The following is a 14,474-nucleotide window of genomic DNA, read 5'->3' as shown; positions in this document are numbered from 1 at the left end:
GCAGAATCAGCAAGATCAGCAGAATCAGCAAGATCAGCAGAATCAGCAAGATCAGCAGAATCAGCAAGATCAGCAGAATCAGCAAGATCAGCAGAGCGAGCAGAATCAGCAAGGTCAGCAGAACGAGCAGGATGCCGATCGCTCCATCGAGCAGGCAAAACGCGAAACGGAACAGCTGAAGCGGCAGGCCGACGAACTCAATCAGAAACAGATGAGCGAGCAGGCCGAACGCGCTCGGCAGGAACTCGAAAAAGCGGCAGAGAAACGGCGTCAAAACCGTAACGACGAGGCACAGAAACACCTCGATGAGGCAGCTCGCGCCCTCGCCTCCGCCGGTGAAAACGGCGAGGACAGTGAAAAGCAGCAGAATGAACAACAGTCCGGCGAAAAGGAGAAGCAGGATGACCAAAACACCTCCGACTCCGCCGAACAGCAGAACGCCGATCAGAAATCGGACGATCAGGAGAAGTCGGAGCAGCAGGAATCCGAAGCCGAGGCCGCGGAGGAGAAATCTGAAACCGGCGACTCCGGAGATAAGGATGCCGAAAAGGAGGAACAGCTCTCCGAGGAGACCGCTGAACAACTGTTGCAGATGATGCAGGATGAAGAGAAAGCGTTGCGCGACCGGGTTCGTCCCTCGTACAGAGAACGCAAAGTGGAAAAGGATTGGTAACGTGAAACAGTTCATCATTACAATCATGTTTTTTGCGGCGGCTGTCGCAATGGCCGCGGGAATCGAAGTTTCTGTGGATCGGGATTCCGTCCCGGAGAACGAACCGTTCTACTTCTTCATGGAAGTCGACGGGAATCTGGAGAATCAGATCCAGTTGCCGCCACTCCGGAACGGGCGCTGGCTGACCAACATGCGGCAGAACCGCACCAGCATCGTCAACGGGCGTGCCAGCCGCAGCATCGGCATCGGCCTTGTGGGGACGGCGGCGGGGCAACTCGTCATCCCCGCATTTCCGGTGAAGATCGACGGGCAGGAGTTCATGACGAAACAACTTGAAGTGAAAGTCGTTCCGCTTTCCGAAATGGCCGTGGAGAACGACGGGAGCGAGAGTGTCCGGCTGAAAGAGGCGATCTTCGGAGAATTCACAATCCCGGGCGGACGCCGGAGCTACTACGTCGGAGAGGCGATTCCGGTGCGGATTTCGGTATACGCGCTGGAGGCACTGCGTCCGCAGCTCGTGCAGCTCCCGGAACTCTCCGGAGTCGATGATCTGATCTCGAGCAGCTACACCTGGCAGGACGGTCGCACCGCGAATTTCGCCGAGCCGGTCCGGCGACTGGCGATCCACAACGGACGGCGCTATTTGAAATTCGATTTCGAGACGGAACTGCGCCCGCTCAAAGCCGGGCGAGTCGAACCGAAAGCGGCGCTGACACTGAACATCGTCATGCCCGGCGAGGAGGAGCGCCGACCGTTCGGATTCGGGTTCATGTTCGACGACTTCAACTACAAACCGTACACGCTGGTGATTCCGCCTCCGGAGCCGTTCGAGGTAAAACCGCTCCCACCGGCTCCGTCCGGGTGCATCAACCTCGGGCTGGTCGGAGAGTGGAAGCTCTCCGGCGGATTCGACCGCAATCTGGCGAAAATGGGTGAAGCGCTCACGCTCTCTCTGAAACTCAATGGGACAGGCTCCGCGGACACGCTCAACGCCCCCAAACTCGCGTTCGACAATATGCGGGTATTCCCGCCGGAGGTCCAGAAGCAGGAGAACGAAATCCGCATCCGCTACGCGGTCGTGCCGCTGAAAGTCGGCGAATTCGAGAAGAATCTCCGCTTTGCGGCTTTCGACACGGCAACCGGTCAATACGCCATCCATGATCTGCCGCTCAAACTGACGATCGAAAAGAGCGAACTGCCGCTCACGCCCGGCTATTCCGCCGGAGGCGGCAGCGAGGCCGCAGCACCGGAAACCGCACCGGGACCGGAGTCCCCCCGGCACTCCGACGGCGGCAAACAGCCGATGCGTCACACACACCGGACGGATCCCGGGAGCGGGGTGCCGCTTCCGCTCATGCGGAACGCCATCCCGATTGCGGCGGGGATCGTGATTGCGGCCGGGATTGTTGCACTTCTGCTCGAACTCGCGGCGCGGCGGCGTCATCGCGCCGCGCATGATCCGGAGTACCGCCGTCAGCGGCTGCTCAAACGCGAAACGCCGAAACTCATCGCCAGACTCCGGGCCGCCCGTTCGGAAGAGGAGTTCCGGCAGCTGATGACCGATGCGGTTCATCCGCTGCTGGCGGAGGCGCTGCATCTGCCGCCCGGAGCGAGTCCGAGCGAAATCATCGCCCGGATTGATGACCCCGAGCTGCGGAAATTTCTCGAAGCGGAGGCGGAGGCCGAATTCATGCCGGCCGACGCACGAAAAACGCTGTTCCATTCCGCGAACGTCGAACTGCTGGTGCGGGGACTCAAAAAGTACGCGATGATGCTGCTCCTGGCCGCACTGGTGCTCCCGGCGGCGGCGGCGACGACGAACGACGACGATCCGTTCACGCGGGGCGGTGAGGCGTTCGCCGCGGGCAACTACGGAACTGCGCTCGAAGAGTACAGCAAGGTATTGAACGACCGGGCCCCCTCCCCGCATGTGCTCTACAACCTCGGGGAAGCGGCCTACCGTCTCGGCGATCTGCCGCTCGCCAAAGGGTATTTCGAGCGCGCCCATCGGCTCGCCCCGTGCGATCCGGTCATCGCCGAGGATCTGCAGCTGGTCGACGAACAGTTGAAGCTGCCGCGGAAATGGACATCCCGCATGGAGCATTATCGCGACTATCTGCGGCCGGATCACTATCTGATTGCAGGCGCGGTTGCGCTGGCGGTCCTGATGGTCATCGCTTCGCTGCGCCGCAGCCTGCCGGCGGTGCTCGTGCGGATCACGTTGACGGCTGCGGTCGTGATTGTGGTTCTCTCGGCGGCGGCGATCCACTTCCAGTTGAACGGCAGCTACCATCCGGATCGCGCGATCGTGCTCGGTGAGACGGTGGAGCTGCGGTCGCTCCCGGGCGAAGCGAGCGGCAGCGTCGTCGCGACGATTCCGGGCGGCAGCGACGCGAAGATCCTCGACCGCAATGGAGCGTTCATCCGGATCGGCGCCGACGGGCAGGATGGCTGGGTTCCCGCGGGGGCGGTCATGCCGCTCTACTGATGAAATGAAAAAACGCCTTGCTTTTCCGGCAGGGCGGCAGTATATTAGTTCCACAGGGTGAAAACAGCGGAAACGGCGGAGCAATCCGCCTTTCCGTTTTACGGGAAACAGTTTTTTGAGGGAGAATTCATCATGGGCAAGACGATCGGAACGGCGTTGACCCCCTCCGCATGCAAGGTGCTCTTCTGCGGCGCGGGCGAACTCGGCAAAGAGGTGGTGATCGCGATGCAGCGGTTCGGGGTGGAGACCATCGCGGTCGACCGTTACGCGAATGCGCCGGGCATGCAGGTTGCGCACCGGTCGCACGTCATCAATATGCTCGACGGCGCGGAACTCCGCCGCGTCATCGAACTCGAGAAACCCGATCTCATCGTGCCGGAGGTCGAGGCGATCGCCACCGATACCCTGGTTGAACTTGAACAGGAGGGGTATCACGTCGTCCCGACCGCGCGCGCGGCGCAACTGACGATGAATCGCGAAGGGATCCGCCGTCTCGCGGCCGAGGAGCTGAAGCTCCCGACCAGTCCCTACCGCTTCGCTGCGACCCGGGAAGAGTTCGACGCGGCGGTTCGCGAAATCGGAATCCCGTGCGTCGTAAAGCCGATCATGAGCTCCTCCGGCCACGGCCAGAGCGTGATCCGTGCCGAAGCCGACATCGACAACGCCTGGAAGATCGCCCAGGAGGGCGGACGGGCCGGCGCGGGCAAAGTCATCGTCGAGGGATTCGTCCAGTTCGATTACGAAATCACGCAGCTGACCGTCCGCCACGTCGGCGGCACCTCGTTCCTCGAGCCGATCGGCCATCACCAGGTCGACGGCGACTATCAGGAGTCGTGGCAACCGCAGAAGATGAGCGACAAGGCGCGCGCCGAAGCGCAGAGAATCGCCGGAGCGGTCACCGCCGCGCTCGGCGGATACGGGATCTTCGGGGTCGAGCTCTTCGTCTGCGGCGACCGGGTCATCTTCAGCGAAGTGAGCCCGCGGCCGCATGATACCGGCATGGTCACGATGATCTCGCAGGACCTCTCGGAATTCGATCTGCACGCCCGCGCGATCCTCGGGCTGCCGATCCCGAACATCGCTTTCCACGGGCCGTCGGCCTCGAAAGCGATCGTCGCGGACGGGAACTCGAAAGCGGTCCGCTTTGCGAACGTCGCCGAAGCGCTCGCCGAACCCGACACTCAGATCCGGCTCTTCGGGAAACCCGAACTCAAGGGCCATCGCCGACTCGGAGTCTGCCTCGCACGCGGGAACTCGACGGACGAGGCGCTCGAAAAAGTGTTCCGCATGCGCAAGGCGATCGAGGTCGAACTCTGAAGATGATCCGCCGCGCGGACGAAATTCCGTTCAGCTGGTCGGTGAGACGGCAGGAGATGTGGAATTCCTGCCGCCGGAGCTGCTTTCTTCACTATTACGGCGCGAGCGGCGGATACGATGAGAACGCCTCCCCCGAACTGCGGAGAATTCACGAAATGCGTTCGCTGCTGTCGGAATCGGGCTACATCCGGCGGCTGATCGGGTCGGAGCTCCGCAGGGCATTCTACGCGCCGCACGAAACGGAACACCCCGAGTTTCCGGACTCCAGCCCGCCGCTGGCGGGGGCGGTTCTGAGCCGGTTCCGCCGGGAATTCCACCGGATGCTGCGCGGGGAGTTCCAGAGCGATCATGCCGCGCCGATGCTTGAATCGCTCTACTATCCCGATCCGGGGGGCGTCGGTGCGGTGCGCGGGCGGCTGGAACAGAAACTCCGCCACGCACTCGAGGCGCTTGAATCCGGCGTCTGGCCGATGCTCGCCCGGATTCGCTTTCTCCACCGCCGCACGATCAGTTCTCCGCTCGAAGTGACCCTCCCCGGCGCGTTGCGCTGTTACACGGTGCCGGTTCTCGCGTTTCAGGAGAAAGGGGAGTTCTCGTTCATCGAGAGTTCCGGAGCGGACGCCACGGCACTGCTGCTGCGGTTTTACGCGATGAACACGCTGCACATTCCGCCTGACCGGGTGCGCACGTTTGAACTTCTCCCGGAAGAGGGGATTCTGCGGGAGTCCGGAGTCGAACTCAACGCCGCGCGCACGCTCCGGGAGATCCGGGCCGGAGCGGCGGAGATGCTCGACGCGATCCGCCCCTCGGGCGAAGTCTGCAGCGACGACTTTCCGCCCCGCCGGGAAGCGTGTCCCCGCTGCCGTTTCCGGGCGTACTGCAACGCGCAGTAACCCCCTGCGTCAGAACGTCGCCAGCGCCGTGAAACTCGCGACCCCGTTCCGTCCCGTTCCCTCGACAAACAGCGTATCGCCGTCGAAACCGCCGCCGACGGCGAGCACATCCGGAGAGCGGACCGCGGAGAGGAAATGGAGTTCCACCGTCCGGAAACGGGGCGATGAACCGCGTTTCGCCGCGGCGAAATCCTGCACCAGTCCCGCATATTCGGCGTTGTTCATGTGGCCGTTCACATCCTCCATCGAATAGCGGACGGGAACTTCCAGTTCGGCGGGAAGCGCGCGCGGCGGGAGTTTTTCCTCAAGCTCAAAATAGTCCGGCAGCGCCGAATTGTCCGGCAGCTCGACCGGAAGCGCCTCGAGTTTCAACGGCCGCATTCTCGGGAGTCCGAGCAGCAGCCAGCGGCTCGAAGCGCGGCCGATCTCCCCGCCATCCCCGCCGAGAACCCGGAACTGACGGGCGGCGTGCAGCCGCCGGAAGCCGTTCGGCCAGGTCTCGACCGCGATCCGTTCCCCGATGCGCGGGGAGCGCTCCATCTCCAGTTTCAGGCGCGACAAGACCCAGATCATACTGTTGTTCCGCAACATCTCCAGTCCCACGCCGAGACGGGACGCGTGATTCGCGGCGGCCTCCTGCAGGAAGTCGAACCACCCCGCCAGCCGGAGATCCCCGTTGCGGTCGGCTTCGCGATGGCGGACGACGAACTGTTCCTGATAAGTCGCAGGCATGACGGTCACTCCCCGCTCCAGTTCAGGATCGGCCAGTTGCGCTCCTCCGCGATGCGGCGGAGTTCTCCGGAGGGATTGACCGTGTTCGGGAAACCGACCGCTTCGAGGATCTGCACGTCGTTCACGCTGTCACCGTAATAGGCGAAATCCGCGAGCGTGACGCCGTGGCGCGCCGCCCACTCCCGGGCGATCGCGACCTTGCCCTCCCGGGCGCCGTAGGGGCCGGTGATCCGGCCGGTGAAGCGGCCGTCCCGCAGTTCCAGCGTCGTGCCGAGCACCTCGGAAATCCCGAGCGCCTCGGCGATCGGGCGGGCGACGATCGAATTCGTGCTCGTCAGTATCGCCACCGGACTCCCCTGCCGCAGCAGAGAGCCGACCAGACGCCGCCCCTCCGCGTAAATGTGCGGCTCAACGAATTCGCGGAAATGGAGGTTCGACAATTCGAGCATCTCCGGCTCGGTTCTGCCGACGAACTCCCGGAACTGAAAACCGTAGAACTCCTCGACGTCGAGCGTCCCGGCGTTGTAGTCGTCAAAATAGCGGTCCGCCTCGGCGAGATCCGACTCCGGCGCCAGCCCGTGCTTTACGACAAACTGCTTCCAGCTCACATCACAATCGTGATTGATAAGCGTATGATCCATATCGAAAAAGAAAATCAAAGGGCGCTTCACGTTCCGGCGGCCTCCTCAATGAGTTGTTGAATTTCCGCGCGGAACCGTTCGAGCAGCGCCTCGGCGGCGCGCCGGTCCGCACACTCGACGTTCAGCCGCAGCAGCGGCTCGGTATTCGAGGAGCGCATGAGCACACGCCCCTCCGGCAGATCGAACCGCAGTCCGTCGAACGTCAGCGGATCGTATTGCCGGTAGCGCCGCGTCATCTCCGCAAGGAGCGCGCGGGAGCGGATCGGCGGCAGCGCGAACCGGCACGAAAGATTCGCGATCGGCGGGAAATCCGCGACGATCTCCGAAAGTTTCCGCTCCGAAAATGCGAGCCGTTCGAGAATCAGCGCCATCGCGCAGAAGCTGTCGCGCCCCGGGTGCACGCGCCGATAGATCACGCCGCCGCAATTTCCCTCTCCGCCGATCATCGCGTCGAATTCGATCATTTTCTCGACCACGTTGATCTCGCCGACCGGCGCGGCGTGAAACTCGCAGCCGTAACCATGGGCGATCTCCTCGACGAGGCGGGAGGTCTGAACGTTCGCCACCACCGGTCCCGGATCGCCGCCGTCAAGCACCTGATCGACCGCCAGCGCGACCGTGTGATGGGTGGTCAGCGCGACTCCTGCGTCGGTCACGACAGTCAGCCGATCGCCGTCCGGATCCTGTCCGAAGCCGACGTCGCAATGCGCCTCGCGCACCACGCGGCAGAGTTCGCCGAGATTCTCGGGCAGCGGCTCGGGGGGGCGCGCAAAACATCCGTCCGGATCGCCGTTCACCACAACCACTTCGCACCCGAGCCTCTCCAGAAATCCGGGGCTGTACAGTGCCCCGACTCCGTTCACGCAGTCGACCGCGACCCGGAACTTCCGTCGACGCACGGCGTCGGCGTCGATCACCTCCCGGATGCGCGCCTCGTGCGCGGCGAACGCCCCGTCCAGCGGCCTTATTCCGCGAAAATCCGATTCGGCGCGGTACGGCAGATTCCCCTGATTGTAGAGGTCGAAGAGCCCGGCCGCCTCCCCCGGCGAGAGAAACGTTCCGGCTCCGCCGATGAATTTCAGCGCATTCCATTCGGATGGATTGTGACTGGCCGTGATCGCGATTCCTCCCGCCGCCCGATTCGCCTTGACCGAAAACTGCAGCGTCGGCGTCGGCACGACTCCGGCGCGAACCACCTCGCAGCCGGCGGCGAGCAGCCCCGCCGTGACCGCCTGCTCGAACATCTCTCCGGTCGGCCGCGTATCGCGCCCGACGACGATGCGGCCGCCGCCCTGATAGAAACCGAACGCCGCCCCCAGCTCGGCGGCAAGATGCGCGGTGAGGCCCTCCCCGACAATGCCGCGAACGCCGCTCTCGGAAAATTTCAGTGTATCTCTTCTGCCCATGACGCTCCCGTTTTCCGTTGCTTCCGCATGCGGGAAATATAGCGCAACCGTCTCCGCTTTTCAATGAATCTTCTGATCGGATTTGATATTTTCGGCAAATGCAGTAGATTATACGCAAAAGAAACAACCACGCTCACACGAAACGATCATGTCATTTCCGTCCCCTTCTCCCGGCAACGCCTCCGCCCCCGGAATCGTCCTGCAGAGTTATGAGGAGCTCGCGCCGCGCCTCGCGCAGTCGAAATTCCGGAGCCGTTTCCGGCTTCGCAAGGCGGAACTGCTCTGCCTCGCCCGGTGCGGTTACGCCGCAACCGAAGCGCAGTGCGAGAAATTCATCCGGCAGCGGCTCGCTCCGGCGGAAATCCCGAACGACGGCAGACAGACCCCGATGCGCGGCCACCCCTGTTTCGTCGCCCAGCATGCAACCGGATGCTGCTGCCGCAACTGTCTGGAGAAATGGCACGGGATTCCGAAAGGGCGGGCGCTGACCGAGCAGGAGATCGCCGGGATCGTCGCGATTCTATCGGGCTGGATCCGCGCCCACGACGCGGGCGTCGAAGAGATTCCGCACACGCCCGATCTCTTCCCGTAATCACCCGCCCCGGAGGAGAATCACTGCGCTCCGCGCCGCAGATTCCACCACGCCCGAACCCCGGAAAAAAGCGACAGCAGAACCCACACGTGAAACGCCACATCGATCCAGATCGAAGCGCCGCCCTCCGGAATAAACGGCAGAAGCAGCAGAGAGTCAAGCGTGAAAAGCAGAAAGGCGATGAGGATGAAACAGCGGATCTTTTTCGCCAGAGCCCAGCAGGCCGCATACATCAAAATCGATGAAAGCGCCACCCCGAGCCCGAAAAATGTGAATAAAATGATTTTCGTTTCCATGGCAGTCACCGCTCCGACCGTGACTGCCAGCGTCGGGAAAAAAGCTGAAAACGGAAACATAATCTCCGCTCCGCTCACGATCAGAATCATATTCACAGCCGAGAGCAGCGTCATGATTCCGAGGTTGGCAACCGCCCGCTTGAATCTGGCCGCCTCCTCCAACTCGATCGCCTCCGAGGGATTCGACAGCGGGATCTCCACCGGAATCGGCGCGGACTCCGGCGAAACCAACTCCGCCGGAAGCACAGATTCGACGGGAGAAACATCCTCTTTCGGCCGCATCGGCATGTTGGAATCCGAATCCGGCACAGGAGAGGCGGGCCGTTCACCACATTGGCGGAACTTCGCAATCGCCGCGTCGCTGAATTTCTCGCGCCGCAGCTCCCCGTCCGTGGGGGGCGGCAAGGTGGAATTCCGGATCGTGCTGTAGAGCGCCCACCGCTGCGATGTCTCCGCAAACGCTTCCGACGAGAACGGCAGAGCCGGATTCCGGCCGCCGTCTTCGATCTTCCGCCTCAACTCGAGTGCCGTCCAGAGCAGTTTGCGCGGCTCTTCGCCCGGACGCCACTCGAAACGGACGCCCGGAATCTCCCGCATGCCGGCGATCTTCTTCCCGTTCACCACATCCATCATGGAACAATCCGCAAAAAACGAAGAGATTTCCACCGACGCCCGCCGGCAATAGCGCCCGTATCCGAACAGGTACATCAAACAGCGGGCGGGAAACTTCGGACGCATCGCCGCAACCTCCGCCCAGAGTGTCCCGTCCGAAGAGCGGAGAATGCGCCGGAATTTCTTTTTCTCCAGTGCCATCCGCTCTTCCGGCCCCTGAAAATCCCCCTCGCAGATCATCCCGGCGGCGACAAGTTCATCGGCTGCCTGTACAATTTTTTCCACATATTCCGGCGGAAAATCCGCAGAATCCACCGGACGCAGCGCAACGCCGTTTTCGAGAAAATCGCGGAACGCATTCCGGACCGCCGCCATCTGTTCACGAACCATGCGTGAGCCGGAAACACCCAGCAGGCAGACGCACCCCGCCGGGATCAACCACCACCAGCCGACACTCACTCCGGCAAGGACAAGGATGCACAGCGTCACCAGGGAACCGGCAAGGCATATCGCGAAACCGAAAAACACAACCGTCCATTTCATGAGGCTCCTCCCTTTCCGCTGTCGGGATTTCTTCCACTCGGAAACGTTTACAAAATCAGTTTCATCGGCGTGTAACGGACGCCGGACGCCTCGCACGCGGGCGCGCTCTCGACGAACCCCCACGCCCGGTACGCCCCGACCGCCCCCGGAGAAGAGTACACCGTGATCTCCGCAAGCCCGGGCGACGCTTTTTTCGCAAACCGCAGCGCCCGCTCGAGCAGCCGCGACGCTATGCCGCACTGCTGAAACTCCGGCGAGACGAAGAGCATCGAAATGTGCCGGAACTCTTCGAGCTCAATCAGGCCGATGATCTCCCCCTCGAGTACGGCGACGAACATCAGATGCGTTCCGCTCTGACGCCGCGCGATCGCCTCCGGATAAATGTACGTCGCAAAGTTCCGGCCCCCCTCCTCCGTGTAGAACGGACGCATCGAATCTTCAAAGCAGGCCGCCGCGACCATCGCCGCGCCGATTTCGTCTCCGGGACGGAACGGGCGGATCATCGGAGCGGCGTTCATTCCTCCTCCGGCTCATCCGGCTCATTTCCGGAGAAGAGATCGCTGAATCCCGGTACCGGCCGGTCGGGACTCGTATAGACTTTCAATGCCTCTCCCGTCGCGCGCCGCTTCTCCCGCTCGGCGAGCTCTTTCAAGTAGCGGTAACTGTTGTACTGGCTGCGCGCACTGGAATAGTGATCGACTTTCGGCCGGGTGTAGACTCCCGATCCGAGCAGCCGTCTGCCCTTGTCGGTGTCGGCCAGCTGGAACTGCAGCAGCTGCAGACAGATCTCGCGGATCCGCTCATCCTCCACCGGAAACAGCAGTTCAACGCGGCGATCGAGATTCCGATACATCCAGTCCGCGCTCGCGAGATAGAACTCCGGATCCCCGCCGTTGCCGAAATAAAAGAGCCGCGTATGCTCCAGATATCGGTCGACGATGCTCATGACCCGCACATTCTCCTGCCCCGGCTTCGGTTTATAGCCGCAGATTCCGCGCACGATGAGGTCGATCTCAACCCCCGCATCGGCCGCGCGATGCAGCAGCCGGATGATCTTCTCATCCGAAAGGCTGTTCATCTTCGCGATGATCCGACCGGGCTGTTCAGGCGTCGAATGGTCGATCTCCCGTTCGATCAATGCCGAAACCCGGCGGCGCATGTCGAACGGCGAGGCTGCGATCTTGCGCCACGCCGTCGGCGGCGACGAGTAGCCGGTCAGAACATTGAAGAGATTCGCCACATCGAAGCAGAGATCCGGATCGCACGACATGATTCCCATATCGGTATAGAGCGCGGCGGTCTTGTCGTTGTAGTTGCCGGTCGCAAGATGCACGTAACGACGGATCGCCCCCTCCTCACGCCGCACAACCAGCAGCGCCTTGCAGTGGACCTTCAACCCCGCCACGCCGTAGACGACATGCGCCCCGGACTCTTCGAGCAGCCGCGCCCAGATGATGTTGTTCCCCTCATCGAAGCGCGCCTTGAGCTCGACCACAACCGTCACCTGCTTGCCGTTCTCGGCCGCACGCCGCAGCGCGCGCACCACAGGAGAGTTGCCGCTCACCCGGTAGAGCGTCTGCTTGATCGCAAGCACATCGGGATCCTCCGCCGCCTCCTCGAGGAAACGGATGATCGGCGTGAACGAGTGGTACGGCGGCGCGACCAGTACGCTGCCGTGCGCCGAAATCGTCTCGAATACCGTCTGCTCCCCGGAGAAAACCGCCGGCATCACCGGCGGCCACGCCGGTTCGAGCAGCTCCGGCAGATGCGCCTTGCCGACCAGTTCAAAGAACTGCTTCAAATGCAGCGGCCCCCGCACGAAATACCAGAACTGCTCATCGAGCCGGAACTCCTGAGCAAGCCACTTCACGAGCGGGCCGCGGCTCCCGGCGATGAGTTCAATCCGGATCGGTTCCCGGTGGCGGCGCTGCAGAAGATTCTTCTCGATGCTCTGCATGAGATCCTCGGCATCGCTGTCCTCAACCGAAAAATCCATGTCCCGCGTGATGCGGAACGGAAAGAACTCCTCGATCTCACAACCCGTGAAGAGCGTCCCGAGGTTGTCCATAATCAGATTCTCAAGCAGCATGAAACTGCGACCCGGCTGCCCGTCGCGAACTTCGACAAAGCGCGGAAGAAGTTCCGGAACCTCGACAAACGCATAGACCAGTTCACTGCGACCCGCCGGCCGCATGCTCACCGCAATCTCGATCGACCCGGAATTCAGAATCGGGAACGGGTGCGCCGAATCGACCGCCAGCGGCGTCAGCACCGGCAGAACCTGCGCCCGGAAGTAACTCGACAACTCCCCCCGCACCGCCGGAGCAACTCCGGCCGGCGTGACCAGCCGCACCCCGTGTTTCGCGAGTTCCGGAAGAATCTCGTCGGTCAGGCAGTCGTGCTGACGGCGCAGCAGCTTCTCCAGCTTCTTCCGCAGTTTTCCGAGCTGGTCCGAGGGGCGGTTTCCCGCCGGATCCGGCAGCTCCTTGCCCATCTTCACAAGCTGGCGCAGTCCCGCGATGCGCACCATGAAAAACTCATCGAGGTTGCTGCTGAAAATCGCGATGAACTTCAGCCGCTCCAGCACGGGGTTGGCGAGGCATTCCGCCTCATCCAGAACCCGCGCGTTGAAATCCATCCACGACAACTCGCGGCTGATGAAAAGTTCATTGTCGTTGAACTCAACTGCTTTCTTCTTCTTCGTCATGATGCAAACGGAACCTCCTCAATCTTCAGCTCGAGGCCGAACACCTCGTTGAACATCCCCCCTTTGAGCTCGAGATAGAGCCTCTCCTGGCGGAAATCGCCCGAGGCGGGAACCTGGATGACCAGCGTATGCCCCCGCAAAACGAGCTTCATCCGGCCGAAACGCCCCTGGCGGGTGCAGTCGAGCGCATCGGCCACACGCAGAATCGCCGCGAGCTTCAACACCGTAACCTTGTCCTCCGCGGAGAGCAGCATGTACTCCGGATGCGACTCTTTCGGGGCGGATTTGCGATGGTAACGCGCCACCGCGGCAACGACGTGCAGCTCCGCATCACTCACCCCCGGCAGCTGCAGATTGCCGATCAGATAACAGGAGTGCTTGTGATGCTGCCGCGTATCGACAAACCGCCCGATGTCGTGCAGAAAAGCGGCCACCTCAAGCAGAACCGCCGCACGCGGGGCGAATTCAAAATTCCGCCGCAGCTTCTCAAACAGCGCGGCGGCGATTCCCGCCACGTTGGCGGCATGCCGCGCATCATAACCGTATTTGTGCCCGACCGCGCCGCAGACGGCAAGCAGATCATCGTGGAACGGATCCCGCTCCCCTTTCCGGCTGCGACGGACCAGATCCTGAATCAGCGCAGTCCGGGTCGTCGCCGCGGGACAGAGGAATCTCTCGCAGTTGAACTCCTCCAGGAAATATCCGAGAATCGCGGCACACGCGGAAACCCCCGCCGCCGCACTCTCCGGAATCTTGTACTCGACCGCAAGCGCCGCCGGATCAGCCGCCACCGCCCGCTTGACCGCAACGGCCAGATCGTGACTCGAAAGTCTCAAAACCTCATCCTCGTCCGCCTCGGGAATCTCCCCGGCGAAACCGCCGGAAAGCATTCGGACCGATGCGCCCATCCCGACGAGCGTAACCGGCCGCTCCGGGTCGAATCCGACACTCTCCCGCAACCTCTGACGGATGTCCTGCGACCGCAGCGTCTCGAGAATCTGATCGATCGAAAAGGAGGAACGCCCGAACGCATCGACCAGTCGGCTCGTTCCGAGCGGAACCGCCTCCGAAAAACGCATGAGTCCGCCGTCGAACCAGCTCACCAGCAGCGAACCGGTCCCGACAATGAGACAGAGTCCCGCCAGTTCGTCGAACGGCAGCGTCCGGCGCAGCGCTTCGCGCATCGAAAGAAAGCAGATGCGCGCCTCCTCCTGACTCTCGAGAATCTCGAGCGACAGATTGGAGACACTGTGAATCCGGTTGATGACCAGCTCCCGGTTGAACGCCTCCCGCACCGCCGATGTCGCCACGACCCGGCAGCTGCGCACGCGATATTCGGCGAGTTTCCGCGAAAAATCCGCCATGACCGAACCGAGCGCCGAGAGATTTTCCGGAGAGACCGAACCGTGCCGGAACACATCATACCCGAGATTCACCGCCCGGGCGAGACTCTCGAGCAGCGTGATCCGCCCCCCGGATGCCACCTCGAACAGATCGAGCCGCGTCGAATGTGCGCCGACGTCGATCACGCCGGCCTGATAAGGATACCCATGCCTTCTGCTCATGCTCGTCTC

General features: G+C 62.5%; 12 protein-coding genes. 4 read left to right on the top strand and 8 right to left on the bottom strand.

All coding sequences use genetic code 11. The features are described from left to right. The coding region (locus Q0J85_RS06360) for a hypothetical protein (protein WP_294479317.1) at positions 1-700 on the bottom strand (700 nt) is incomplete at its 3' end. Here Q0J85_RS06360 and Q0J85_RS06355 point away from each other — a divergent pair. The 3 genes from Q0J85_RS06355 (at position 675) to Q0J85_RS06345 (ending at position 5,371) form a co-directional block, all read left to right on the top strand. Beyond that, positions 675-3,161 carry a BatD family protein gene (locus Q0J85_RS06355; RefSeq protein WP_294479314.1) on the top strand — a complete coding sequence of 829 codons (2,487 nt, stop codon included), beginning with the start codon at positions 675-677 and terminating at the stop codon, positions 3,159-3,161. The genes Q0J85_RS06360 and Q0J85_RS06355 overlap by 26 nt on opposite strands. A 132-nt stretch (positions 3,162-3,293) precedes the next feature. Then, on the top strand, positions 3,294-4,478 hold the full coding sequence (gene purT / locus Q0J85_RS06350; protein WP_294479311.1) for a formate-dependent phosphoribosylglycinamide formyltransferase: 1,185 nt from the start codon (positions 3,294-3,296) through the stop codon (positions 4,476-4,478). A gap of 2 nt (positions 4,479-4,480) precedes the next feature. Then, positions 4,481-5,371, top strand: a complete 891-nt coding sequence (locus Q0J85_RS06345) for a hypothetical protein (RefSeq protein WP_294479309.1) — start codon at positions 4,481-4,483, stop codon at positions 5,369-5,371. A 9-nt stretch (positions 5,372-5,380) separates the two neighbouring features. On the opposite strand, the gene Q0J85_RS06340 is transcribed toward Q0J85_RS06345, so the two are convergent. The 3 genes from Q0J85_RS06340 to glmM are packed head-to-tail and all read right to left on the bottom strand — an operon-like array spanning position 5,381 to position 8,150. Next, entirely contained in the window at positions 5,381-6,103 is a 723-nt protein-coding gene (locus tag Q0J85_RS06340; RefSeq protein ID WP_294479307.1) for an acyl-ACP thioesterase domain-containing protein, read from the bottom strand. A 5-nt stretch (positions 6,104-6,108) separates the two neighbouring features. Beyond that, entirely contained in the window at positions 6,109-6,774 is a 666-nt protein-coding gene (locus Q0J85_RS06335; protein WP_294479305.1) for an HAD family phosphatase, read from the bottom strand. After that, positions 6,771-8,150, bottom strand: coding sequence for a phosphoglucosamine mutase (glmM, locus tag Q0J85_RS06330; protein WP_294479303.1), 1,380 nt, complete (start codon positions 8,148-8,150; stop codon positions 6,771-6,773). Before glmM ends, Q0J85_RS06335 begins: the two co-directional genes overlap by 4 nt. Before the next feature lie 148 nt (positions 8,151-8,298). On the opposite strand from glmM, the gene Q0J85_RS06325 reads away from it, so the two are divergent. Continuing rightward, positions 8,299-8,742 carry a DUF4186 domain-containing protein gene (locus Q0J85_RS06325; protein ID WP_294479299.1) on the top strand — a complete coding sequence of 148 codons (444 nt, stop codon included), beginning with the start codon at positions 8,299-8,301 and terminating at the stop codon, positions 8,740-8,742. A gap of 20 nt (positions 8,743-8,762) precedes the next feature. Here Q0J85_RS06325 and Q0J85_RS06320 read toward each other — a convergent pair whose 3' ends face one another. Genes Q0J85_RS06320 through Q0J85_RS06305 form a run of 4 tightly spaced genes read right to left on the bottom strand, consistent with a single transcriptional unit; the run spans position 8,763 to position 14,465 of the window. After that, positions 8,763-10,193 carry a hypothetical protein gene (locus Q0J85_RS06320; protein WP_294479288.1) on the bottom strand — a complete coding sequence of 477 codons (1,431 nt, stop codon included), beginning with the start codon at positions 10,191-10,193 and terminating at the stop codon, positions 8,763-8,765. Between the two features lie 47 nt (positions 10,194-10,240). After that, positions 10,241-10,711 (bottom strand): GNAT family N-acetyltransferase, encoded by a 471-nt coding sequence (locus tag Q0J85_RS06315; RefSeq protein WP_294479285.1) that lies wholly within the window; start codon positions 10,709-10,711, stop codon positions 10,241-10,243. Continuing rightward, positions 10,708-12,900, bottom strand: a complete 2,193-nt coding sequence (gene ppk1 / locus Q0J85_RS06310) for a polyphosphate kinase 1 (RefSeq protein ID WP_294479282.1) — start codon at positions 12,898-12,900, stop codon at positions 10,708-10,710. Before ppk1 ends, Q0J85_RS06315 begins: the two co-directional genes overlap by 4 nt. After that, positions 12,897-14,465, bottom strand: a complete 1,569-nt coding sequence (locus Q0J85_RS06305) for an HD domain-containing protein (RefSeq protein ID WP_294479278.1) — start codon at positions 14,463-14,465, stop codon at positions 12,897-12,899. Before Q0J85_RS06305 ends, ppk1 begins: the two co-directional genes overlap by 4 nt. Positions 14,466-14,474 lie beyond the last annotated feature (9 nt).

The organism is uncultured Victivallis sp. (assembly GCA_944389935.1).
Lineage (GTDB): Bacteria > Verrucomicrobiota > Lentisphaeria > Victivallales > Victivallaceae > Victivallis.
This window is presented reverse-complemented; position numbering and strand designations above follow the sequence as displayed.

Excerpts from the sequence above, each read along its gene's own strand:
- purT (WP_294479311.1), top strand. The coding sequence starts at position 3,294 with ATGGGCAAGACGATCGGAACGGCGTTGACCCCCTCCGCATGCAAGGTG.
- Q0J85_RS06345 (WP_294479309.1), top strand. The coding sequence starts at position 4,481 with ATGATCCGCCGCGCGGACGAAATTCCGTTCAGCTGGTCGGTGAGACGG.
- Q0J85_RS06340 (WP_294479307.1), bottom strand. The coding sequence starts at position 6,103 with ATGCCTGCGACTTATCAGGAACAGTTCGTCGTCCGCCATCGCGAAGCC.
- glmM (WP_294479303.1), bottom strand. The coding sequence starts at position 8,150 with ATGGGCAGAAGAGATACACTGAAATTTTCCGAGAGCGGCGTTCGCGGC.
- Q0J85_RS06325 (WP_294479299.1), top strand. The coding sequence starts at position 8,299 with ATGTCATTTCCGTCCCCTTCTCCCGGCAACGCCTCCGCCCCCGGAATC.
- Q0J85_RS06320 (WP_294479288.1), bottom strand. The coding sequence starts at position 10,193 with ATGAAATGGACGGTTGTGTTTTTCGGTTTCGCGATATGCCTTGCCGGT.
- Q0J85_RS06315 (WP_294479285.1), bottom strand. The coding sequence starts at position 10,711 with ATGAACGCCGCTCCGATGATCCGCCCGTTCCGTCCCGGAGACGAAATC.
- ppk1 (WP_294479282.1), bottom strand. The coding sequence starts at position 12,900 with ATGACGAAGAAGAAGAAAGCAGTTGAGTTCAACGACAATGAACTTTTC.
- Q0J85_RS06305 (WP_294479278.1), bottom strand. The coding sequence starts at position 14,465 with ATGAGCAGAAGGCATGGGTATCCTTATCAGGCCGGCGTGATCGACGTC.